This is a genomic window from Arthrobacter sp. NicSoilB11, assembly GCF_019977375.1.
In the GTDB taxonomy this organism is placed as follows: Bacteria; Actinomycetota; Actinomycetes; order Actinomycetales; family Micrococcaceae; genus Arthrobacter.
The window spans coordinates 1,464,466-1,488,127 of sequence record NZ_AP024657.1 but is presented as its reverse complement, the minus strand read 5'-3'; the positions used below and the strand labels follow the sequence as shown (position 1 = coordinate 1,488,127).

Annotated in this window: 12 protein-coding genes and 1 pseudogene; 3 read left to right on the top strand and 10 right to left on the bottom strand. The window is 66.7% G+C overall.

Annotated elements, in window-relative coordinates:
* Nucleotides 1-178: 178 nt before the first annotated feature.
* The 6 genes and pseudogenes from LDO14_RS21565 to LDO14_RS06890 form a co-directional block, all read right to left on the bottom strand.
* Nucleotides 179-235 (bottom strand): annotated as a pseudogene (locus LDO14_RS21565) (hypothetical protein); the annotation flags it as partial.
* The gene (locus LDO14_RS06910; RefSeq protein ID WP_223994559.1) at nucleotides 232-2,850 is read right to left on the bottom strand and encodes a transglutaminaseTgpA domain-containing protein; all 2,619 of its coding nucleotides are present in this window, start codon (nucleotides 2,848-2,850) and stop codon (nucleotides 232-234) included. The gene LDO14_RS06910 and the pseudogene LDO14_RS21565, both read right to left, overlap by 4 nt.
* Nucleotides 2,847-4,190 carry a DUF58 domain-containing protein gene (locus LDO14_RS06905; RefSeq protein WP_223994557.1) on the bottom strand — a complete coding sequence of 448 codons (1,344 nt, stop codon included), beginning with the start codon at nucleotides 4,188-4,190 and terminating at the stop codon, nucleotides 2,847-2,849. Before LDO14_RS06905 ends, LDO14_RS06910 begins: the two co-directional genes overlap by 4 nt.
* Before the next feature lie 73 nt (nucleotides 4,191-4,263).
* Nucleotides 4,264-5,235, bottom strand: a complete 972-nt coding sequence (locus LDO14_RS06900) for a MoxR family ATPase (protein ID WP_223994548.1) — start codon at nucleotides 5,233-5,235, stop codon at nucleotides 4,264-4,266.
* Between the two features lie 66 nt (nucleotides 5,236-5,301).
* On the bottom strand, nucleotides 5,302-11,412 hold the full coding sequence (locus LDO14_RS06895) for an Ig-like domain-containing protein (RefSeq protein WP_223994546.1): 6,111 nt from the start codon (nucleotides 11,410-11,412) through the stop codon (nucleotides 5,302-5,304).
* 145 nt (nucleotides 11,413-11,557) lie between these two features.
* A complete protein-coding gene (locus tag LDO14_RS06890) occupies nucleotides 11,558-17,221 on the bottom strand; it encodes an Ig-like domain-containing protein (protein ID WP_223995154.1) in 5,664 nt (1,887 codons plus the stop codon).
* A gap of 37 nt (nucleotides 17,222-17,258) precedes the next feature.
* On the opposite strand from LDO14_RS06890, the gene LDO14_RS06885 reads away from it, so the two are divergent.
* Entirely contained in the window at nucleotides 17,259-17,504 is a 246-nt protein-coding gene (locus LDO14_RS06885; RefSeq protein ID WP_223994545.1) for a hypothetical protein, read from the top strand.
* A gap of 361 nt (nucleotides 17,505-17,865) precedes the next feature.
* On the opposite strand, the gene LDO14_RS06880 is transcribed toward LDO14_RS06885, so the two are convergent.
* From LDO14_RS06880 to LDO14_RS06865, 4 genes are all read right to left on the bottom strand, one after another.
* Nucleotides 17,866-18,945 carry an adenylate/guanylate cyclase domain-containing protein gene (locus LDO14_RS06880; protein WP_223995152.1) on the bottom strand — a complete coding sequence of 360 codons (1,080 nt, stop codon included), beginning with the start codon at nucleotides 18,943-18,945 and terminating at the stop codon, nucleotides 17,866-17,868.
* 145 nt (nucleotides 18,946-19,090) lie between these two features.
* On the bottom strand, nucleotides 19,091-19,687 hold the full coding sequence (locus LDO14_RS06875; RefSeq protein ID WP_223994543.1) for a PH domain-containing protein: 597 nt from the start codon (nucleotides 19,685-19,687) through the stop codon (nucleotides 19,091-19,093).
* Nucleotides 19,680-20,588: a biotin--[acetyl-CoA-carboxylase] ligase gene (locus LDO14_RS06870; protein WP_142073951.1), complete on the bottom strand. Its 909-nt coding sequence runs from the start codon at nucleotides 20,586-20,588 to the stop codon at nucleotides 19,680-19,682. Before LDO14_RS06870 ends, LDO14_RS06875 begins: the two co-directional genes overlap by 8 nt.
* An 85-nt stretch (nucleotides 20,589-20,673) precedes the next feature.
* Complete coding sequence (locus LDO14_RS06865) at nucleotides 20,674-21,561, bottom strand: NAD(P)-dependent oxidoreductase (RefSeq protein WP_223994533.1); 888 nt, start codon at nucleotides 21,559-21,561, stop codon at nucleotides 20,674-20,676.
* 216 nt (nucleotides 21,562-21,777) lie between these two features.
* Here LDO14_RS06865 and LDO14_RS06860 point away from each other — a divergent pair, with 216 nt between their 5' ends.
* Nucleotides 21,778-23,361, top strand: coding sequence for an acyl-CoA carboxylase subunit beta (locus LDO14_RS06860; RefSeq protein WP_018770091.1), 1,584 nt, complete (start codon nucleotides 21,778-21,780; stop codon nucleotides 23,359-23,361).
* Nucleotides 23,361-23,612: an acyl-CoA carboxylase subunit epsilon gene (locus tag LDO14_RS06855; protein WP_018770092.1), complete on the top strand. Its 252-nt coding sequence runs from the start codon at nucleotides 23,361-23,363 to the stop codon at nucleotides 23,610-23,612. The genes LDO14_RS06860 and LDO14_RS06855 overlap by 1 nt, the downstream gene beginning before the upstream one ends.
* The last annotated feature ends 50 nt before the right edge of the window (nucleotides 23,613-23,662 follow it).

Sequence of the window (23,662 nt, the reverse complement as noted above, 5' to 3'; positions counted from 1 at the left end):
TGCCCGCCGGCTGTGCCGGGGGCCTTTCTACTACCGGGATAGTACCGGGAATCCCGGACGAGTGCGCGGGGCGCGCTTCCCCGGGATCGCTCCTTGCTTGGTCCGCCGGCAGGTCCGGGGTGCGGGGGCGGCGCGCCGCCCTGTTGGGCAGCGGCGCGCCGCAGGCAGTGCAGAACGTGGCACCCGCAGGGACGGGCTGCCGGCAGCGCGGGCAGCGTTCGGGATCGAAGGTCACTGCTGGCCGGGTCCTTGCTGGTTGGGTCCTTGTTGAACAGGCCCTTGCTGATTGGGTCCTTGTTGGTTGGGTCCTTGTTGAACAGGCCCTTGCTGAACAGGCGGTACGCCGGCACTGCCGGAGGCACGACGGCGGCGGGCAGCGATGAACCCGGATACCGCCGGCAGCGACACCCGGCCGCCGCGCAGGCTGGCGCCCTTGCCTGCGTTCATCGCGGCCCGGGCGTCGCCAAGCAGCGAACGCGGCGAGAACCGTGCCTGCTGTCGCCGCCAGAACCCTATCCCGGAGGTCATCTCCTTGAGGGAACCATCAACGATGGTCCAGTACTCGCGGACATCCTCTTCGGTTGGTTCCCCGGCGCCGAAGATCGAGGCGTCGGCCCGGCGCGCCAGCATGGTGGTGGTCCCCTGGGTCGCCGGGAAGGCATCGGCCAGGACCGCAGCGCTTTCCCGCCGTGTCGAACGGGTGTCGACGGCGGCACCCAGGTCGGTTGCCAGGCTCACCACCTCGTTCCAGCCCCCGCCCACGCGCTGGGCGGGATGGCCGTCCCGGAAACGGGACTTCCGCCGTCGTGCCTTCAACAAGGCGATCAGCAACAGCGGCAGACCCAGGATCACCAGCGGGATGGCGGCGACGCCCAGCGCGCCCAGGAGGGCGCCCCAGAACAGCCAGGGATTGTTCTTTTTCTGGTCCGCGTCCAAGGCGTCGGGTGAGGAGTCCGGCGGCAGGTCCGCGGGCTCCTGCGGCGGGGGCGGCGGCTGCAGCACCTGCGGCTTGGGCTTGGACTTGTTCTCGGGGTCCGGCGGAATGGGGATGTTGTCCTTTGGCGGGGTGGGGTCGAAGCTGACCCAGCCCACGCGTTCAAACGCGACCTCCACCCAGGCGTGGACGTCCTTTCCGGTGATCTTCACCTCACCCGCACCGTTCTCCGGGCTGGTTGGCTCAGGGTAGAAACCCATCACCACGCGGGACGGGATGCCCAGGTGCCGGAGCATCAGGGACATGGCCACCGCGTACTGTTCATCGTCGCCGAGCATCTGCTTGGCGGTCAGCAGGTTGCGGATCCGGGCTGAACCGTGGCCGGAGACGCTGGGGAGCTGCCCCTCGCTGACCAAACCGTTGCTGAAGGCCCCCGTCTTCTGGAAGTGCGCCTCGATCTGGCGCACCCGGTCGATGCCGGTCGGGGCGTCGGCGGACAGGTCGTTGGCCTGGGAGCCCACCACCGGCGGAACTTCCAGGGGATCGGGGAGGGAGACCTTCGCAAAGTCGTACTGTGTCAGCTGCCCGTGCTCGAGCTTGACGGGGTCGGACACCTGCACGGTGTAGGTGTCGCCGCGGGACAGTCCGTTGGTGGTAACTGCGGTGTCCGTTCCGGGATTGAAGTAGAGTCCGGCAGCCGCAGCCGAGCCGGACTGGTCAAAGCTGATGCCCGTGGTCTTCCGGCCGCCGGGGACGAAGAAGCCCTGGTAGTCCTCCACGTTGATGCTGATCGAGTAGTCGTTGGTGGGCACTACCCCGGATGTGTCGGCCAGGGTGTTGATGGACTTGGCGTCGCCCACCTTGCTGAAGTTGCCCGAACCGTTGGGGTCCATGTTGTAGTTGGTGCCGTTGAAGGCATCCAGGGCGCCAAGGCGCACCCGGCCGTCCCGCGGGAGGCCTTTGACGACGAACAGGGTGTCGTCCTTCTTGTCCTTGACGTAGCTCCGGAAACTGGCCAGGGGGGTGATGTAGTCCTTGGGATCGAACGGCGGTACCACCACGTTGCGGAGGACCTTCCGGTCATCGCCGGCGCTGACCATTGGCGCGGCCACCGCGGTGATTCCCACGCTGGCGGCAATCACCCCCGCGGCCATGCCCAGCCGGCGGATCCTGGCGCGGCGTGCGGTGGCACTGTCCGCCTGGGGGCTGTTCACCGCTACCCGGCGGGTGCTGTTCCGGCGCAGGGCGTCCCGGCGGAAGGTTGCCCAGGCGATGCCGAGGACGGTCAGGCCGATGCCGCGTTCCAGGATCAGGAACGCGGCGTTGGTGCTGAAGGCGATGCCCGTGACGAACAGGACCAGTACCGGCAGGAGCGGCAGGTAGGGGCTCCTTGCCCGCCAGGTAAGGAGCGCTGCCACGAGTGCCAGGACCAGCGAACTTAGGAAGGGGACGATGAGCACGCCGCCGGCGGTTCCCACCGGCACCCCCACCGTCAGCATGTCCTTCCAGGCGAAGACGACGCCCAGGAGCAGGGTCCGCAGCGAATCCAGGGTGGGGACGAATCCGGCGATGGCGGCGTCCGGCACCGCCAGCAAGGTTCCGAACACCAGGTAGGCGGCCAGGGCCAGGGCGGTGGTGATCAGCAGCCCCAGTCGCAGGTGGGCGTTCGCCGCGCCGATGCCCAGGCCAAGGATGATGCCGCCGAACCCGGACAGGAGGTAGTACGGGTCGCCGCCGAAGCTCAAACCGAATCCGAGCAGGCCCAGGCCCAGCAGGACCACCAAGGCTCCGGCATCGATCAGGAAATGCCAGGCCGGCTGGCCGTCCGCAAAGGCCGAATCCGGGGTGGCGGCCTTGCGGCGGGTACGGGTTTGCGGGGAACCGCTTTGTGGCGAATGGCCGGGTGCGGTGCTCATGCGGCAGCCTTTCTCAGCACGATGGCAAGGTCGGCCAGGTCGCCGAGCGTCAGGACAGTGAGGTCTGCGATGTTGGCCCTGGAGGGGGCGGCGCCGGTTTCCACCCGGACCGCCAGGCTTCGGACGCCGGGCGGGACGGAGGCTGCAGCGGAACGGAGCTGGCTTGCCGTCACATTGCTGCCCACCACGAAGAACACGACGGAGGCATTGGGCACCGTGTCGGCCAGGGTCCTGGCAAGGTCGACGGCGGTGCGGCGCATCGGGGTGCCGACGATCCGGGTCATGTCATCAAGCATGTTGCGGCCGGTTTCGCAGCGCAGGGGTCCTTTTTGCGTGAGCACATCCAGTTCCCGCTGTTCGCGGATTGCCTGCCGGCCGATGGAGGCGGCCACCGAAATGGCCATCTCGAACTCGTTGCCGGAAGCGTATTCGTCCGTGTTAATGGACAGCGAGATGGCCAGGTGGGCGCGGCGGGTTTCCTCGAACTGGCGCACCATCAGCTTGTTGGTCCGGGCCGTGGTCTTCCAGTGGATGTGCCTGCGGTCATCCCCGGGCACGTAGTCGCGCAGGGCGTGGAAGGAGACGTCGGCGCTGGACAGATCCGTGGTGGGCATGCCCTCGAGGTCGCGGATGAAGCCTGCGGCGGAACCGGCCAGGGCAACGGTGCGCGGGTGGACGAAGAGGTCCTCCGGCTCGGTCCAGAGGACCTGGCGGCGCAGCAGGTGCAGGGGGTCGGCCCGGACGGAGCGGACCGGTCCCACCACGATGACGGCGCGCCGGGCGGTGGGGATGGTGAACAGGTCCTCATGGACCTGTCCGGGCTTCATCCGGGGCAGGTGGAAGACCGCCGTGGTGCTGCCCACCGGCAGTTCCAGCGCGGCCGGCAGCAGCGGCCGGGCCGACGTGTTGGAGACGGCAATGCTGCCGACGGCGCTGTCCCCCACCGCCACCCGCGTGCGGGCAAGGTCCAGCACCACGCCGTAGGAGGACCTGCCGAGGATGAAGGCCACCGAGATCACGAACATGGCGAAGGCGGCAATGGACGCTGCCGTGGCTTCCTGCCAACCGAAGGCCTGGCCTGTGGCCCACAGCAGGATGGCAGCGGCCAGGACGGACCACCCCAGGATGCTGACCACGGACAGCACCGGCCAGGCGTACCTCAGCCAGGTGTCCCGGACAGCCCGCCCGGCGGGTGCCAGGGCGAGGAGGGCGGTGCTGCTGGCTTCGGACCATACGGCCGCGGGGTGCAGCCGGGTGGGGCGGCCGTTCCGGTGGAAGGGTTGCCGGAGACGCTCCGCGAGCCGGGTCAGCGGGGCGCCGCTGGACGTGCCGTCAGACATAGGGGTGTGCCTTCGTTGTTGCGCTGGAATGTCAGTGGTGGTGGCTGCGGCTTGAAGCCGCGGGCCCGGCGCCTCAGGCGTTGGTGCGCTGCTGCGGGGCGGCGACGTCGGCGAGGATCCTGGTCAGCACGGCCTCAGCGGTGGCGCCCGAGAATTCGGCTTCGGGGTCCATCACGAACCGGTGGGTCCACACCACGGGTGCCAGTTCCTTGATGTCATCCGGCAGCACAAAGTTCCGTCCCTGCGAGGCAGCCCAGACCTTGGCGGCCCGGACCATGGCCAGGGCGCCGCGGACGGAGACGCCGAGGCGCGTCTCCGGGGCACTGCGGGTTTCCTCGCAGAGCCGGGAGATGTACTCAAGCACGGCGGTGTCCACGTGCGCCGTGGCGGCGAGGTCGGCCATGTCCGCCACCGCCTGGGTGGTGATGACGGCAGACAGGTCCTTGGACCGGTCCTTCAGGTTGTTTCCGCCCAGCAGCCGGACGGTGGAGGCGTGGTCAGGGTAGCCGATGGAGGTCTTGATCAGGAAGCGGTCCAGCTGGGCCTCGGGCAGGCGGTAGGTGCCTGCCTGCTCGATGGGGTTCTGGGTGGCCATCACCATGAACGGCCGCCCGGCCGAGTACGTCACGCCGTCCACGGTGACCCGGGATTCCTCCATGACCTCAAGCAGCGCGGACTGGGTCTTGGGCGAGGCACGGTTGATTTCGTCGGCCAGGACGATGTTGTTAAAGATCGGGCCCTTGTGGAACTCGAACTTCTGCGTCTTCTGGTCGTAGATCGTCACGCCGGTGACGTCGGAGGGCAGCAGGTCGGGGGTGAACTGGATGCGGTTGTTGGACCCCTGTACGGTGGCGGCCAGCGCCCGTGCAAGAGAGGTCTTGCCCGTACCCGGGGCGTCCTCAAACAGGACGTGGCCCTCGGCCAGCATGGCTGTGAAGGTAAGCCGGATGACGTGTTCCTTGCCCAGCACCGCCTGCCCCACGTTGGCAACCAGCTTTTCGAATGTGCCTGCAAACCACTCGGCCTGCTCAATGGTCATGGTCATGAAAGTTGTTCTTCCTCTGGTTGTGGCTGGTTGAAGTGCTTGTTGGCAGAGCAGGTTGCGCCTGCCCTAGTAACTGGCCGGGCAGGATCCCATTCCGGCGGTTGACCCGGTGATGGTGTCAGCCCTGATGAACCGGTACTGGTTGGTCCACCGGGTACCGTTCCGTTCGTAGATGTAGTACCAGCGGCTGGAGCCCCAGCCATCGCGGTAGCACTCGAGCCCAAGGTTGGACCCCTGCGGCATCATGTAGGACGTGCAGTTTCCGGAGCCCCAGTGGTCGCCGGTGCCCTTGGCTTCTTCAAGGCAGCTGTTGACCCGGACGACGACGTTCCACAGCTTGGGTCCCGGCGGCGGCGGGGCGGCGCCGCTGCTGGATGTATCGCTGCCGATGCGGCCGGCCTGTCCGGCGCTGATGGCCCGGACACGGAGCGTGACTGTCTGGCTGTAACCAACGGTTTTCGAGAATGACCGTTGGTTGGTGTCCTGCCACGCTCCGCCGTCGACACTGTACTGGTAACCGGTCACTGCCCGGCCGTTGCCGTCCGGCTGGTTCCAGGTCCAGGAGACCGTATTGTCGCCCACGCCGCCGCTCTTGCTTCCCGTGACATTCGGGGCAAAGGCCAGACCATACGGGTTGACGGCGTTGGACGGGGCGCTGGCATCACCGGCGGAGGTACTCCGGGAGGAAACAGCCCACACCACCACTGAGGTCTGGGTGCCGTTGGCGGCGGCAACCACGCCTCCGCCGGCAGGGATAGTGCCGGAGCCCCCTCCGGAGGTCAGGCTGTAGCGGTAGGAAATTTCGCTGAGCGCCGAGCCGTTCCGCTGGGCGTCCGTCAGCGGCGTAAACCGGACATCGATCTTGCCGCCGTTGCCGTTGGTGTCCACCAAAGTAGCTGAGGGAGCCGCCACCGTTCCGGGTTTGCCTACGGCACGCGTGGCGGCCGACGGCGCACTGGTGTTGCTGGTGCCGGCTTTGTTCGTGGCCGAAACGGTGAAGGTGTAACTGGACTCCGAGTTGTCCACCGTGACGTTCTGCGACGTACCGGACACCTGCTGGCTGGCAATGGCGGCTCCGCCCCGAAGCGTAGTCAGCGTGTAGGCGGAAACGGCGTCACCGTTGTTATTGGGTGCCGACCAAACCACCCGCAACTGGCTCTGCGAGCCCACCGGCGTCGCCTGTGCCACGCTGGGCGCTGCAGGGGTTGCCGGGACACCGGCAGGGACTTCCGCCGCCGAATATGGGCTCCATTCGGAGGGGTCCTTGGCGTCGTTGCGGGCCAAGACCCGGACTTTGTAGGAGACGCCGTTCTGCAGGCCCTTCCAGACGTAGTTGACGGATGTCAGTCCCTGGACCTGGGCATTCTGGCCGGCAGGAGCCGGGGATATCTCCAGGTCGTAGGACTTCACCGGCGAGCCCTTGCTGGCCGGAGCCGTCCAGGTGACCGTCAACTGCTTGTCGCCGAACTTCAGCGACGGCGCCAGCGGGGTGTCGGGCTTCACGTCAGGACGGACGTCGGCCGAGGCCGGGGACCGGTCGGATTCACCGAACTCGTTGGTGGCCGTCACCTGGAAGTGGTAGGTGGTGTTGTTGGTCAGTCCATTCAGGGTGCAGGTGTTGGCCGGGCAGTCCTGCCGGAAGCCGCCTTCCCCATACACCGTGTACTTCGTGATGGGCGAGCCGCGGTCCGCCGGCGCGGACCAGTTCAGCAATGCGGTCTGGTCCCCCACGCTCTGGGCCTGGGGCGTGGTGGGAGCTGCAGGCTTGTCCTTGACAGTCAGCCGGACCCGGGCCGTGGCATGCCGGGAGCTGTCCTGCGTTTTGTCCTCCACCGTGTAGGCAACCACAAGAGTCCCGGTGAAGCCCGGGGCAGGGGTAACGGTGATGGAGTCACCATTGACGCCCACGTTGCCGCTGCCGGTCTCGGTGTTGGCGGCGATTATCTTGAGCGGTGTTTCGGGGAACGGGTTGGCATCGTTTGCCAGGACGTTGATCGTCACCGGCTTGCCGGCGGCCGCGTTGTCCTGCACGTCGTCGTTGGCCACCGGCTTGGGCCGGTTGGAGGCGGTCACGGCAAGCTGGTACGTGGCCGTGGCTTCAAGCCCGCGGGGGTCGGTCGCCTTGACCTGGACGGCAGCCCTGGTACCGGTGGCCGTGGAATCCGCCGCCGAAACCTTCAGCGTCTGGCCTTCGATACGTGCACCGAAACCGCCGGGCGGGTCGCCCACCAGCTGGTACTTCATCTTTTCGACGTCGTCCCGGTCGGGATCGGAGGTCAGCTTTCCCAGGTCCGTGCTGGCCGTGTCACCCTTCGGGACATCAACGTCCGCGCCGAGCAGTTCCGGCGGGTTGTTCTTATCGGGGTCCGGGAGCACCTTTGTACGGATGCTGAGGGTGGACTTCAGGCCGGCAGGATCGTCTGGGCCCGAGCCGTCGGTTACTTCGAACGTGAGCGATCCGGGGCCAACGTAGTCAGCTCCTGCAGAGTATTTCAGGCCAGCACCGTCCCGGATGATGGGGTCGCCGCCGTCCGCGCCGATGAGTTTGATGCGGTCGGCCTGGGTCAGGCGGGGCGACCGTCCTTCCCGGACCTTGACCCATTCCTTGAGGTCCACGTCGACGGACTGTCCGGCGACCACCTCGATGACCCCATCCTTGGCCAGGGTGGGAACCTGCTGGCCCAGCCCGGGCACCCAAATGATTGCCGTGGACTGCTGCCCGTCCACGTCTTCCACGGTGTACGGGATGAGCTGGGGCTGCTCGGTGAGGTCCACCAGAACGTTGCCATTGCCGCCGGGGCGGGCAGTCGCGGCCTCGGTGCTGATCTTCAGGTTCTCGCCCACACCGTCCGGGTCCTCGTCATTCTTGAGGACGGGAACGTCCACGGCGGTCTTGCCCATGGCCTGCGCGGCAGTCACCCTGTCGTCCCTGGCGATCGGGGCCTTCAACGGCACGTCGTTGTCAACCACCAGCCGGATGGTTGCCTGAGCCGCAGCGTCCCTGTCATCAGCCACGGTGTACCGAACATTGACGGTCCCGGCTTCCTTCGGTGCAAGCAGGATGACGCGTCCGCTGTTCTTGCTCACTCTCGCCTGCAGCGCGGGATCCGCCTCGATGCCGTCGGTGAGGATGCGGATGCGGTCACCGTCGGGATCGGTATCGTTGGCTGTCGCGTCGACGGCGATCTGCCGGCCCGGGCGTACCCGGACCTCGTCATCCACCGGGGTGGGCTTCTGGTTGGACTCGCCGCGGGGTGCGATGCCCACCGTCACCGTGCCCGTGTTGATGGCGCCCTGGCGGTCCACCACTTTGTAGCGGAAGGTGTCTGTACCGGCGCCGTCACCTGCGGCGGTGAAGTCGATGAAGTTACTGCCCACCGTGGCGGTTCCCATGGCAGGGGTGCTGTCGATGCCGGTCAGCTGCACCGAGTCGCCGTCGGGGTCAATGCCGTCAAGGGGAACCGGAATCCGGACGGTGCCGGCCGCCACCACGCGGGCGGTCAGGTTGCGCGGCTGGGGGCGGGAGTTCTCCGCGCCCTCGAGCGGCAGGATGTGGATGGTGACGGCGGCTGCGCTCTTCTGGCTCTGCGGATCCACCGCGTTGTAGATGGCGCGCACGGTCTTGGGCTGGCTGCCGGCAATGAAGCGGAGCGTGTTCTCGGAGACGAAGCTCTTGCCGTCGGCGGGATCCACGGCCTGCGGCAGGACGGGGTCCACAGACAGTTCCTGGCCCTGCGGATGGGTGTCGTTGTCCAGGACCGGGATGGTGACGACGTCGTTGACGCGGACGTTCACCTCGTCCGGTTTGGGTTGCGGCGCCTCCAACACAGCGGGGGCCGGAACGGGCACCACGGACACGCTGCCCGTGGCGGACTTCCTGCCGTTGGACATGGTGTATTCGAAGAGGATGGGGTCCTTGGTGCCGAGGATGTCCGTGATCCTCAGGACGCTGTGGTTGATTACGCTGACGGAGACGGTGGCGTTGTCCGGAAGTTTGACGGACTGCAGCACCAGGACGCCGCCGGATGGGTCGGAGTCATTCGCCAGCGGGTCCAGGAGCACACTGCCGCCGGTAGGCATGAGGGCAACGTCGTGGACCGCCACGGGGTCGCCGCCGTCGTTGCCGGACTCGACGTCCACGCGGATGAGGCCCTGGCTGCTTTGCGGGCCGTTGCTGGCGATGTAGGTCAGGTAGACCGGGCCGGGGGTGCTGCTGCGGAACGTGAAGGTACCGCCGTCGGTCACGGGGCCGAGTTCGGCGGGGCCGTTCGCTTCCACCTGCGCCAGCCGGAGGGCACCTCCGTTGGGGTCGACGTCGTTCTTCAGCGGTGAGATCACCAGGTCCTGGCCCACGACGGCGGTGACGTGGTTGGCATTGACCACCGGCGCGAGGGCGCCGGGCGGCTGGACGTTGACCACCACCTTGCCGGTGACGGTGGCGCGGCCGTCCCAGATGGTGACCTGGACGTTCTTCTTCCCCGCGGTAGCCCCGGAGTCCTGGAAAGTGAGCAGGCCGTCGCGCCGGACCTTCACCTGGTCCTGGTCGTTGTCGGCCTTGGCGTCCAGCAGGACCAGGTCGTCGCCGTCGGGATCAATCCAGTCGGTCAGGATGTTCTGGCTGACGGTCTTGCCCTGTTCCACCAGCATGGTGGTGTCTTCGCCGCGCTTGAACTTCGGCGGCTTGTTTTCGTCGGGCCCCACCACGCTGAGCGTCACCTGTCCGGTCGCGGACAGGCCCCTCCCATCGGAGGCGCTGTAGTTGAATGTCTCCGTGCCTGGCTTGGCGTCGGCTGGAACGGTGATCTGGAACGCCGTGCCGCCGTAGATGTTTTCCAGGGTCCCCGATTTAGGTCCGTTGTCCCCCACCGCTGCGGTGAGGACGTCGCCGTCGGGGTCGGAATCGTTGTCCAGGACGCTGAGGATGGTGGTCCGGCCCGGGCGGACACCGATGGCGTCCGGTTTGGTTTCAGGCGGCCGGTTGGGCTTGGTGCGGTCCGGCAGGATGTTGATGGTGTTGTTGTCCGCCGACTCCTGGTCCTGGTCGTCGGACTGGTTCTTTGGTGGGATGACGTCGTCCCAGTTGTTGACCAGCTGCATGTTCTGGTTCACCAGCCACACGTTCCCGGAGTTCACATCATTCAGGACCACCAGGTCCCGGTTCACCCGGAAAACATACGACGGCGACGCACTCGCCCTGGGCACGTCAACCTTCTTATCGTCACCATCATTGACGCAATCCCGGACATACTTGTTCGCACCCGACCACGCCGCATGCACACACCCGCCCAACTGCACCGGAGCAGCAGGGACACCCTCGCCGTCGAACGCCACCGTCTTGGCCGTCCCCCCGTCAAGAGGCTGCTTCAACAACGCCTTCCGCGTCGCCACCGCCACAACATCGCTGTCCGGCCCGGCCTGCTGCAACTTCGCATCCCGGGCATTCTCCAACGCCAACCGCTTACCACCAGGCAGGAACAGGTTCCCCGCCGCAGCATCCAACACCACGGGCTGGTCCCCCACCACGGTCATCTGCAGATCCCCGGCCCCCTTGAGCCCATCCCAGGTACTGGACTCCGACGACGTCACCGCACCATTGGCATCAACACCCGTCACCGTCACAACCCCGGTCTTCGGATCCGCCGAGTAGATCCGGTCATCAGAACCAACCGCCGACACAATCCCCTCAGAACCCACCATCACCGGCTCCGACGCCTCCTGGTCAAAACCATTCACCGTCGACGGCGACACCGCCCACACCTTGCCCGACGCAGCATCCGTCACCGAAATGGTCCGCGCCCCGAAACTCACATCAGCCGAGCCCGGCAACTGCTTATCCCCACCCAAGCGCATATTCGCCGGCGACACCTGGTTCAACGTCGACCCAGTCTCGTCATCAACGAACACCTCGCCCGCATGCTGAAGGACATCAAAGGTGGTAGACGCAGGCGTCACGGCACCATCAAGCACCCTGGAAGGATAATTCAACCGACCCACAGCGTTCTTGGTCTTGGACACCACCCACACACCGCCATCGTTCAACTCCACCTCAGTGGTCTTGAACCCCGGATACAACACCGCGCCCGTCACCACCACAGCCAGCACCACACCAAACGCAGTACCGGCTGCGGCCTTCTTATGTCGCTTCTTCAGCCCAAGCTTCCCCAGCAGAGTTGTCACAGCGTGTTTTTCCTCAGATTGTGCGGCCGAACGGCATCCTCGTCAGAGACCGGTACGAGGCTCTCTTTTCCCGGGCGTAAGACTACCGAATTGCCGAATTCGGCGCGATGGGGAGATCTGCCCCGGACGTCCCGGATTGACCCCCTCAGCAATGCGGGGCTCCCAGGGCTGCGGGATCCGCAAGCGTGGTGTGGCCGGCGATGACGTACCGGCCAACGTTGCGCGCGGAACCGGATTCAACCCGCCACCAGCGGACGATGCCGTTGCCGGACCAGTTGTCGCTCTGGTCGATGTAGCACGCCACCATGATGCGGTCCTGGTCCGCATTGTAGAACCAGGGTGGGCTGTCCGCGTTGACGCCGTCACAGTCGAAGTATGGACTTGGCCGGTAGTTTGATCCGCCCAGGGTGAAGGTACAACTCCTGACGAAGTTGGGGTCCGAGGTCTTGATCCGGGTTTCCCAGAGTCCCTGCTTGCCGGCAGAGGCGCTGGCCGTGACCACCGCGCTGCCGGTGCCTACGGAGTTGAAGGTCTGGACCGCGATGGTCACGGTGTCACCGAAGTTTGCCGTGTTGACCGTCCTGCTGCCGGAGGGGGCAACGTTCTCCCATCCTCCGTTGTTGATGCTGATCCTGGTTTGCGCCACGTCATTGGTGCTGGTGGACGGTGAGGACCAGTTCAGGGTGGCCGACTTTTGGTTCACGCCGCCGTTTTGGCCTGACGCCGAGGGGGTGCCCGGGGATCCGTATGGTGTGGTGGTGGCAGGGGTGCTGGCGTCAGAGCTCGGGGCCACCGTCGAGTTGGCGATGACGGTAATGCTGACGGCGGTGCCGTTGCTGAAGCCACTAATTGTCTGCCCGGGCGTGATGGGTCCGCGGGCGCCGTTGCTGGCGTTGTAGCTGTAGCTGACTTCATTCTCGGCAGAACCGTTGCGTTCGGCCGCGGTCAGCCTGCGGAAGTCCACGGTCACGGAGCGTCCTGCTCCGCCGGTGTTGGCCGGTGTGGCCGTCACGCCGGAGACCGGGGACAGCTTGCCGGTGGCGCGGCGGGGCGCGGAGGGCGGGCTGACCGCTCCCTTGCCGGCCTTGTTCTCAGCCTGCACCGTGAACGTGTAGGCGGCCTCGGAGTTGTTGGCAGTGAAGTTCGCCGTGCGGACGTTGCCGGGGACGGTCTGGGTCTGGGCGGGGGCGTTGCCACCGCTCATGGTGACGTAATAGGTGCTGATCGGATCGCCGTTGGTGTTGGGTTCGGCCCACGTGACCCGAAGCTGGTTCTGGGTCCCCACGGATGATGCGACGGCGGACGAAGGTGCTGCAGGCGCTGCCGGGACACCGGCGGGATTGTCCTCCGCAGAATACGTCCCCCAGTCGGAGGCGCCAAGCTCGTTGACGGCCTGCGCACGCACCTTGTACTTCACGCCGTTGGTGAGGCCGGTCCAGGTGTAGTTCAGCCCGGCGACCTCGTTCTTGACGGCCACCCCACTGGCTGGCGGCGGCGAAATTTCCAGGTTGTAGTGTTTCACCGGTGAGCCCTCGGTCTTCGCCGCGGGCCAAGTGATGGCCATGGTCTTGTCCCCGGCCTTCACCGTGGGCGCCTCCGGTGGCGATGGCTTCTCGTCAGGCCGGATTTCGTTGGACTGCGGCGAGGCCTGCGAGTCCCCCACCTCGTTGGTGGCGAGCACCGTGAAAACGTACTTCACGTTGTTGGTGAGCCCACTCAACGTGCAGGTGGTGGTGGGGCACTTCTGTTCGAAGCCGTTGTTCGAGCGGACGGTGTACCCCGTGATGGGAGCGCCGTTGTCCGACGGCGGCGCCCACTTGAGAACGGCGGTGCGGCTGCGGACGTCGGTGGCGCTGGGGGCAGAGGGTGCGTCGGGTTTGCCGCGGACGGTGAGCCGCAGCCGGCCGTCCACCTGGCGGGACAGGTCGCCCGTCTTGTCGGCCAAGGTGTAGCGGACCACCATGACGCCCTTGTACCCGTCAGCCGGGGTAACGGTGACGCTGTCCCCCGACACGGACGGCTGGCCTGCTGCGGCGCCCGTCTCCACGGTGGCGCCAACGATCCGCAGGGGCGTATCCGGGAAGGGGTTGAAGTCGTTGGCCAGGACGTTGACCTGTTCCGTCTTTCCTGCGTTGGCCTTGTCCACCGCATCGTCGTTGGCCACCGGCAGGGGCCGGTTGGAGGCCACATGGCGTGCGCTGATGGTGGCGCCGACGGCGGGTGACCTGCCGTCGGTGACCTTCACCTGGATGTTTCCGGTGACGCCGATGCCAAGGGAACCATCGGCAGTGATGGCGAGGGTGGCGCCGTCGACCTTTGCGCTGAAGCCGGCGGGAAGCGTCCCGTCCAGTTCGAAGCGGAGGTTGTCCTTGTCCCGTTCGTCGACGTCCTTGGCCAGTCCGGCGAGGTCCACCGTTGCCGTTTCGGCCCTGGGGACGTCCACGGAGGTGCCGCTGAACGTGGGCGGGTGGTTGGCGTTGGGGTCCGGGATCACCTCGGTCATGATGACCAGGGTGGATTTCAGGCCGTCGGCGTCGTCGGGTCCGGAGCCGTCCGTTACTTCGAAGGTGATGGAGCCCGGGCCCACATAGTCCGGTTTGGCGGTGTAGCGCAGGGCTTTGCCGTCGGACCGGATGATGCCCTCCGGGGAGCCGCCCTGGACCCGGACGGAGTCGGCCACAGTGATCCGGGCGCTGCGGCCACTGCGGACCCGGACGTATTCGGACAGGTCCAGGGTGGCGTCCTTGCCGGACATGACCTCAACGGGGTCGGTCTTGGCGAGGGTAGGGTACTGCGCGCCCTGGCCCGGGATCCACATCAGGGCAGTGGAGGTGAGGCCGTCGACGTCCGTGACCGTGTAGGGGATCAGCTGGTCTTCCGGGGTGAGGGTCACCACTACGTTGCCCGACCCGCCCGGGCGGGCGTTGGGATTACCGTCGGGCAGGCTGACCTTCAGGTCTGTGGCCACGCCGTCGGCGTCGGTGTCGTTTTTCAGGACCGGCACATCGACGGCGGTCTTGCCAAGGGTTTCTGCCACCGTTACCCGGTCATCCTTGGCCACGGGACGCTTGAGCTCGGCGTCCGGGCTGATCCGGATCCGGATGACGGCGCCGGAGGAAGCTTTCTTATCATCCTGGATGCGGTAGCTGATGCTTTCGTTGCCGGCAGCCCCGGGCGCCGTGAAGAGGACCCTGGCACCGTCTGTGGCCTCCACCTGCAACCCGGAACCGGCTTCGAAACCATCGGAGACCAGGCTGAGCGGGTCGCCGTCGGGGTCGGAGTCGTTCGCCAGGGCCTCCACCGCCACTTTGCGGCCCGGCCGGACATCCACGGGGTCGTCCACCGCAATGGGCTTCTGGTTGTTCGCCTCCGGCGGGGCGATGCCCACGATCACCGTGCCGGTGTTCTCTGCGCCGATCCGGTCCCGCACCCGGTAGGTGAAGCTATCGGTGCCGGCAGCGTCGCCCGCCGCCGTGAATTCCAGGTAGCCGTCCCGTACCACTGCGGTGCCCATGGCAGGTGCCTTGTCGATGCCGATGAGCTGGACGGAGTCGCCGTCGGCGTCGATGCCGTCCAGGGGCACGGGTACCTTGACGGTCATACCTGCCACCACGCGCGCGGTCAGGTTGCGCGGATCGGGGCGGGAGTTCCGGTCATCGTCACGGGCGCGGATGCGGATGGTCACCTGCTGGGAATCCACTTGCCCGGATTCGTTCTGCACCTTGTAGATGGCGTATACGGTTTTCGCCTCGGGGCCGGCAACGAACCGCAGCTGGTCACCGGCCACGAACATGCGTCCATCGGCGGCATCCGGCTGCTGGGCGAGGTCGGGCAGGAGTGCGAGCCTGGAGCCGTTGGGGTCGGCGTCGTTGGCCAGGACGGGGATGGTGACGGCGTCGTTGACCCGGACGGTGGCTTCGTCCGGCTTTGCCTGTGGTGCCTGGAGCTTCGCCGGGGCGGGGACCATCAGTACGGCGATCTCGCCGGTCGCGGACGAGCGGCCGTTGGAGACGGTGTACCGGACGGTCAGCTGACCTTCGGCGCGGATGTCGGTAATCCGGACCACCGAGTGGTCAAGTACCGCAACGCTCACCGGCAGGCCGGCGTCGGCGGCGACGGACTGCACCACCAGTACGCCACCCGAGGGATCCGAGTCATTGCCCAGGACATCCACCAGTACGTCGCCGCCGGTGGGGAGCAGTGCGGTATCGCGGACGGCGACGGGAGCACCCTCGTCAGTGCCCGGCACCACATCCACGCGCACCAGCTGTTGGGCGCTGGCCGGGCCGTTGGTCACAAGGTAGCTGACGTAGTGGGCGCCGAGGGTGCGGGAGTTGAAGGTGAAAGTCTGCTGGTCCGGGTTGAGGGTGGCTGTGGACTCGGCATCGGGCGTGGCCTGCGCCAGGCGCAACGTGCCGCCTTGCGGGTCAGAATCGTTCTTCAACGGGGTGATGACGGTGTCGGTGCCGGCAACGGCCACCACGTGATCGGCGTTGGCGATCGGCGGCAGGGAGCCGGGGCTCCTGACATCCACGGTGGCTTTGCCTTCGGCCGTGGCTTGTCCGTCCGACATTGTTACGGTCAGGTTTTTACGGCCGGGGGCGGCGCCGGAGTCCTGGAAGGTGAGCTGGCCGTCTGGGCGGATCCGGGCCTGGTCCAGCGGGTCGGTGCTGGACACGGAGACGGCGAACAAGTCGTCGCCGTCGGGGTCGATCCAGTCGGGAAGGATGTTCTGCGTGACGGCCTTGCCTGTTTGGACCACCAGGGTGGTGTTCCGGTTGGGCTTTTGCCGCGGCGGTGTGTTGCTGCCGGCCGGAATGACATTGAGGGTGATGTCGGCCGATGCAGAGAGTCCGCGGCCGTCATCCACTGTGTACTTGAAGGTTTCGCTGCCCGTCTTGTCCGCGGGCACCGCAACCTGCAGCCCGGTGGAGCCGTAGATGGGCGAAACGGAGCCCGTCTTGACGCCTTCCGGAGTGCGGACGGTCAGCACGTCGCCGTCGGGGTCAGAGTCATTGTCCAGGACAGGCAGGATGGTTGTTTTCCCTGCCCGGATGCCGAACTGGTCCGGTTTGGCCACGGGGGCGCTGTTGGGTTTGGTGCGGTCCGGCAAAACCGTCTGCTGCACCTCGTCCGCGGAGTCCTTGTCGGCGTCGTCGGAAGTTTCCTTTGGTGGGATGACGTCGTCCCAGTTGTTGACCAGCTGCATGTTCTGGTTCACCAGCCACACGTTCCCGGAGTTCACATCATTCAGGACCACCAGGTCCCGGTTCACCCGGAAAACATACGACGGCGACGCACTCGCCCTGGGCACGTCAACCTTCTTATCGTCACCATCATTGACGCAATCCCGGACATACTTGTTCGCACCCGACCACGCCGCATGCACACACCCGCCCAACTGCACCGGAGCAGCCGGAACACCCTCGCCGTCGAACGCCACCACCTTCGCCGCTCCCCCGTCAAGCGGCTGCTTCAGCAACGCCTTCCGCGTGGCCAGCGCCACAACATCACTGCCCGGCCCCGCCTGCTGCAACTTCGCATCCCTGGCATTCTCCAACGCCAGCCGCTTGCCACCAGGCAGGAACAGGTTCCCCGCCGCGGCATCCAGCACCACCGGCCGGTCCCCCACCACCGTCATCTGCAGATCCCCGGCACCCTTAAGCCCATCCCACGTGCTGGACTCCGACGACGTCACCTCACCGTTGGCGTCAACACCCGTCACCGTCACAACACCGGTCTTAGGGTCCGCCGAATACACCCGGTCATCAGAACCCACCGCAGAGACGATGCCCGCCGAACCGACCATCACCGGCTCCGACGCTTCCTTATCAAAACCATTCACGGTGGACGGCGACACCGCCCACACCTTCCCCGACGCAGCATCCGTCACCGAAATCGTCCGCGTCCCAAAACTCACATCAGCAGCCCCCGGCAACTGCTTATCCCCACCCAGGCGCATATTCGCCGGCGACACCTGGTTCAACGTCGAACCAGTCTCGTCATCGACGAACACCTCACCTGCATGCTGCAACACATCGAACGTCGTCGACGCCGGCGTCACCGCACCGTCCAACACCCGCGACGGATAATTCAACCGCCCCACAGCATTCTTCGACTTCGACACCACCCACACGCCGCCGTCATTCAACTCCACCTCAGTGGTCTTAAACCCCGGATACAACACAGCACCCGTCACCACAACAGCAACCACAGCACCAAACGCAGTGCCGGTGAACCACCGCGATCGCGGCAGGCGGGGCCGTCGGGGCGCGCTGGCAGCAGGGCTCTGGGCGCGCGTTTGTCCGCGACGTGTCATGAGTGGAAATCCCCCGGTAAATCTAGGCTCTGTGCCTGCAGCCGGCGTCACAGGACCCCGGGCACCACAACGATACCGCTATACGCCAGCAAATGGACAAATTCTTCCGGGCGGCTTCGACGGCTGCCGGATTCCTAGTCCAGGACCAGGCCCTTGCCCCGGCCGCGGGTGAGGCGGACGGGATTGATCTCACCGAAGCCGCGGACATTTTCCGGGGCCTGGGGAATCATGATGAACCGCTCGTCGTGCTCCAGGGCGGAGGCCGTCATGGAGTCGACCAGAACCGTTCCGGGATCGGCAAGGGTGGTCAGCCGGGCGGCCAGGTTGACCGTGGGACCGTAGATGTCGCCCAGGCGGGACAGGATCCTGCCCCACACCATGGCCACCCGGGCTTCGGGAAGGATCTCGTCCTCGGTGAAGGCCTCGGCCAGCGCCAGGGAGATCTCGGCACCGGCCGCCGGGGTTTCGGCGATGTACAGGACTTCGTCGCCCACGGTCTTGACCAGCCGGCCGCCGCCCACGGAGATGATTTCGGCGCACTTGTTTTCGAAGCGCTGGACCAGCCGGGCGAGGGTCTTTTCGTTCATCCGGCGGGACAGGCTGGTGTAGGAGACAAGGTCCGCGAAGCCAACCGCGCGGGCCAGGGGCAGCGGCGCGTCGTCCTCATCGCCTTCACGGCCTTCCTCGCTGGCCTGCAGCCCGGCCTCGGCACGGACGGCGAGGCGCTGGACGCCGGCGTTGAGTTGGCGCCGCCATGAGTACACCAGGACCTCTTCCAGCGCGTCCACCAGCGCGGGAAGTTCGTTGACCAGGCGCTTGCGGGCCACAGCATCGGTGACGCCCTGCTCGTGGACCATGTCCTCCACCAGGGCTTCGATCTGCCAGACCACCATGCGGTCCGTCATCTGCCCGATGGAGCGGGTCACCGAAATGGCTGCTTCTTCGGTGAGCTTGCCGGCGCGGACCAGGTCCACCACGGTGGACAGGGCGGCCTGGTCGCGTTCGGTGAAGGCAACGTCCTCGTCGCCGAAATTCGGAAACCCCAGTGCACGCCAGAGCTTGCGGGCAGAGAGCAGGGAGAGTCCGGCGCCGGCGGCAACTTCACGACGGCGGAGCTTCCGTTCCCCGCCCAGGAGGCGGGCTTCGAGGGCCTTCATGGCCAGGCGTTCGGCGGACATGGCGCCGGTGGGCGGGTGCCGGTCTGCATCCGGCATGGCCGCGGCCGGCGTGGAACCGGGTTCCGGCGCGGATCCGGGTTCCGGTGCGGCGTCGCCGGAAGGGGCCACCTGCAAGGGCGCAGCGTCAGGATCAAGGGCGGCGGTGGCAGGGGCGGTGCTGTCGACGCGTTCCTGCTGGTCCTCATCGGTCATCCCGTCCACCTTCTCTCATGTCCTCCGGAAAAGCACCGGCAGGGTAATGCGTCGCGCCATCCGGCTGGGCGCTGTCGTCCGGCAGTTCCCCGATGGCGTCGAGGATAAAGTCGCGGAATTTGGCAACCTCAGGCACGTCGCGGAAAGTCACCACGCCCTGGTACCCGGTTTCCAAGGATATATTCCCCGAGCGCACCAATCGCTGCAGCAGCGATTCGTGGACCGTCAGGTTACGCACCGACGCCAGGTTCACCTGCTGGTCCCGCCGGTTAAGCAGCCCGTACCGCGCCACCATCCGTTGGCTGGTAAGCGTGTAGCGGGTGCCCTGCCAGCGGAGCAGGCGCGGCAGGCAGTAGCCCAGCCAAACAGCCGCAGCAGCGAGGACGCAGGCAGTGACAAGCCACGGCGTCCACTGGCGGCCAAAGGCTGGAGCCATGCGGGCTGCCCCGCCGCGGACGATCCAGGCACTGGCGTACGCCGCCAACGCCGGCGCCAGCACGAAGGCCACGGCTGCCCCGGCCAGCTTCCGGGGCTGCGGGCGGGTAGTGACGATGACCTGCTCCCCGGGAACCAGGATTCTACGCATAACCACCTTGGCCTGGCGCGTCCGGCGCCGTCCAGGGCCGCAGGTGCACCACGTCGCCGGCGGTCACCACGTGCTCCCGCGAGTCGCGGTCCACCACCAGCAGGGAGCCGTAATCGTCCAGGCGGGACGCGTGTCCAATGATCTCGTGGTCGCCGGGCAGCTGTGCGCGCACTTGCTTGCCCAGGGTGACCATCACGGCTTCCACCCTCTTGTGCAGCGACGGGCCACCGGCCATCCCGGCCGCAGGGTCGCCGTCGGCGTTGCAGAAACTGCGGTACAGGACCGCAAAGTGGGACAGGTAGCTTTTCAGCAGCGCGGTCCGGTCCGTGGTGCGGGCACCTTCCAGGGCCACGGAGGTGGCGGTGGGCACCGGAAGTTCGCTTTCGGTCAGGGTGACGTTCAGGCCCGTCCCCAGGATCACCGGGGGCACGTTGCCATCAACCATCGGCCCCAGCTGGGCGAGGATGCCGGCGATTTTCCTGCCCCGCACCAGGACGTCGTTGGGCCACTTGAGCTCGGCCGGAATCCCGGCCGTTTCCAGGAGCGTCTCACGCAGCGCCAGCGCTGCGATCAGGGACAACCAGGAGTAGCTCTGGGTGGGCAGGGGCCTGCCGTCCGCGTTGACCGGACGCAGCACCACGGACACGGACACGGAGCTCAGTGGCGGCGCTTCCCAGCGCCTGTCCAGGCGTCCCCTGGCGGCGGTCTGGTACTCGGCGGTCAGCACGGAGAGGTCAGGCCAGGCCGAAGGTTCCACCGTGACACCGCGCAGGAGGTCCGCGTTGGTGGAGCCCGTGGAGTCCACCACGTCGATCCGCGGTATTCCGGTGGCAGAGAGGAAACGCTGGTCGGCCAGGTCCCCTCGGTTCAGGGGGGTGCCCGGTGCGTGTGCGTCGTCCATACCCAAATCCTACCGAGCCTGGCCCGGTCCCACCGAGCCGTCTGCCGCCCCGGGAAGGACAACCCGGCCACGCCCGTACGGCCGCCTAGAGGAAGATGTCCGGAACCAGACGGTCTTCGGGTGCTCCCAGGCTGTAAGGACGGAAATCGGTCACCCCCGCTGCCGCCAGGACCTGCTCGTCCGTGTAGAAGTTGCCCGACGGCGGCCCGCCGGCCGCGAGGTTGCTGCCGGTCAGGATGGCGTGGGCGGCGTCCGCCATGATCTGCGGTCCACGCGCCGCCAGCACCATGGTTTCGCCGTGGGGCATGTTCCGGATGGCGGCGGTATCGATGAGGGTGCAGGGCCACAGGGAGTTGACCCTGATGCCGTCAGCCTTCAGTTCCTCCGCCAGCCCCAACGTGGTCAGGCTCATCCCGTATTTGGCCATGGTGTACGCAAGGTGCTTCCCCGCCCAGGAGGGGTGGAGGTTCAGCGGCGGCGAGAGCGTGAGGATGTGCCCCTGTTCCGACTTCCGGAGCGCCGGGAGCGCCAGCTTGGACAACAGGAAGGTGCCGCGGACGTTGATGTCCTGCATCAGGTCGTACTTTTTCATGTCCACTGCATCAGTGGTGGAAAGGTCGATGGCGGAGGCATTGTTGATGACGACGTCGATGCCGCCGAACCGCTCAACGGCTGCGGCCACGGCGCCGGCCACGTCTTCGTCCCTGCGCACATCGCCCACCAGCGGCAGCGCCTGGCCGCCGGCCTCCTCGAGCTGCGCAGCCGCCGTATACACGGTGCCCGCCAGCTTGGGGTGCGGCTCCCCCGTTTTGGCCAGCAGCACTATATTGGCGCCGTCCCGCGCCGCCCTTGTGGCAATGGCCAGTCCGATTCCGCGGCTGCCGCCGGAGATGAGGATGGTCCTGGCCGCCAGGGAACCGGTGGCCCGGTAGGGGCTTTCGGGAGCATGCAAAGCATCATCGCTTGAAGTCATGGCAACACTGTAACCCAACTAAGTTACCGGCGAGTAACATTGAGGGGACGTGGCAGGAACGGCAGAAAATTGTAGGTTCCCTACAGCTGCGGGCGTCCAAAGCGTCACTAGACTTGCCAGCAGGGTTCGTCTTTTGTGTGGATGCTACTTAAAGCTCCGGACAGTACGGGCCCGCCAGCCAACAGAATTGACCTGCTACAGAGCCGGAGACACTTGATGAGCCACGATCTGACAACGACTGCGGGAAAGATTGCCGATTTCCGCGACCGCCAGGCGCGCGCCGAACAGCCCTCCGGCCCCGAAGCCATCGAAAAGCAGCATGCGCGCGGCAAGAACACGGCCCGCGAGCGCATCGCCCTGCTGCTGGACGAAGACTCGTTTGTAGAATTCGACGCCCTGGCCGTGCACCGCTCCACCGCCTTCGGCATGGAGAAGAAGAAACCCCTGGGCGATGGCCTGGTCTCCGGCTACGGCACCGTCGACGGCCGGCTGGTGGCGGTGTACAGCCAGGACTTCACTGTCTACGGCGGATCGCTGAGCCAGGTCAACGGCGAAAAAATCGTCAAGGTGCAGGAGTTCGCGCTCCGCAACGGCTGCCCCGTCGTCGGCATCCTGGACGGCGGCGGCGCCCGCATCCAGGAAGGCGTGGCCTCGCTGGCCATGTTCGCGGACATCTTCCGCAACAACGTCCACGCCAGCGGCGTGGTGCCGCAGATCTCCCTGATCATGGGGCCTTCCGCCGGCGGCGCCGCCTACTCCCCGGCCCTCACCGACTACGTGGTGATGGTGGACAAGACCTCGCACATGTTCATTACCGGCCCCGACGTCATCAAGACCGTCACCGGCGAGGATGTGGACATGGAAACCCTGGGCGGCGCCCGGCAGCACAATGCCACCACCGGAACGTCCGCCTACCTGGCCTCGGATGAGACCGACGCCATCGAGTTCGTGCGCGAACTGCTGGACTTCCTGCCTTCCAACAACCTCTCCGAGGCACCGGTGCTGGGGCACCAGCAGGAGTTGGAGGTCGACGACGACGACCTCGCCCTGGACACGCTGGTTCCGGATTCCGCCAACCAGCCCTACGACATGCGCGCCGTCGTCGAACAGATCGTGGACGACGGGCACTTCCTGGAGATGCAGGCCCTGTACGCCCCCAACGTGATGATCGGCTACGGCCGGGTGGAGGGCCACACCGTGGGCATCGTGGCCAACCAGCCGCTGCAGTTCGCCGGCACCCTGGACATCGCGGCGTCAGAGAAGGCCGCCCGGTTCGTGCGGCACTGCGACGCCTTCAACATCCCCATCATCACCCTGGTGGACGTCCCCGGGTTCCTCCCCGGCAAGGACCAGGAATTCCAGGGCATCATCCGCCGCGGCGCCAAACTCCTCTACGCCTACGCCGAGGCCACTGTTCCCAAGCTCACCGTCATCACCCGCAAGGCCTACGGCGGCGCCTACATCGTGATGGGCTCCAAGAAGCTCGGCGCCGACCTGAACCTGGCATGGCCCACGGCCCAGATCGGTGTGATGGGCGCGCAGGGCGCGGTGAACATCCTCTACCGGCGCGACCTCGCCGCGGTCGCCCAGGACGGCGGCGACGTTGAGGCCCGCCGCGCCGAGGTGATCCGCCAGTACGAGGAAGAACTCCTCAACCCGTACCAGGCAGCCGAACTGGGTTACGTGGACGCCGTCATCGCCCCCTCCGATACCCGGATCCAAATCATCAAGGGACTGCGTGCCCTGCGCGACAAGCGCGCCAGTCTCCCCGCCAAGAAGCATGGGAACATCCCGCTGTGATGGCCACCGAAAATACCGGGACCGGGCCGGCCGCCGACGCCGCCGAAGCGCTTGCCGCCCCGCTGCTCTCTGTGGTCAAAGGACAGCCGAACGCCGAGGAACTGGCCGCACTGACCGCCGTCGTCCTCTCCCTTGGCGGCGCCGAACCTGCACGTGCGGACAAACCGACCGTTCGGCACTGGGTGCGCCGGCAGCAGCTCAAGCTCGAACCCACGCCCGGTCCCGGCGCCTGGAAACGAAGCCGCGGCTGAGTCCCGGGCGTGGATCCCCGGCGGCGTGGGCCCAGGCCTCGGCGCAGTCC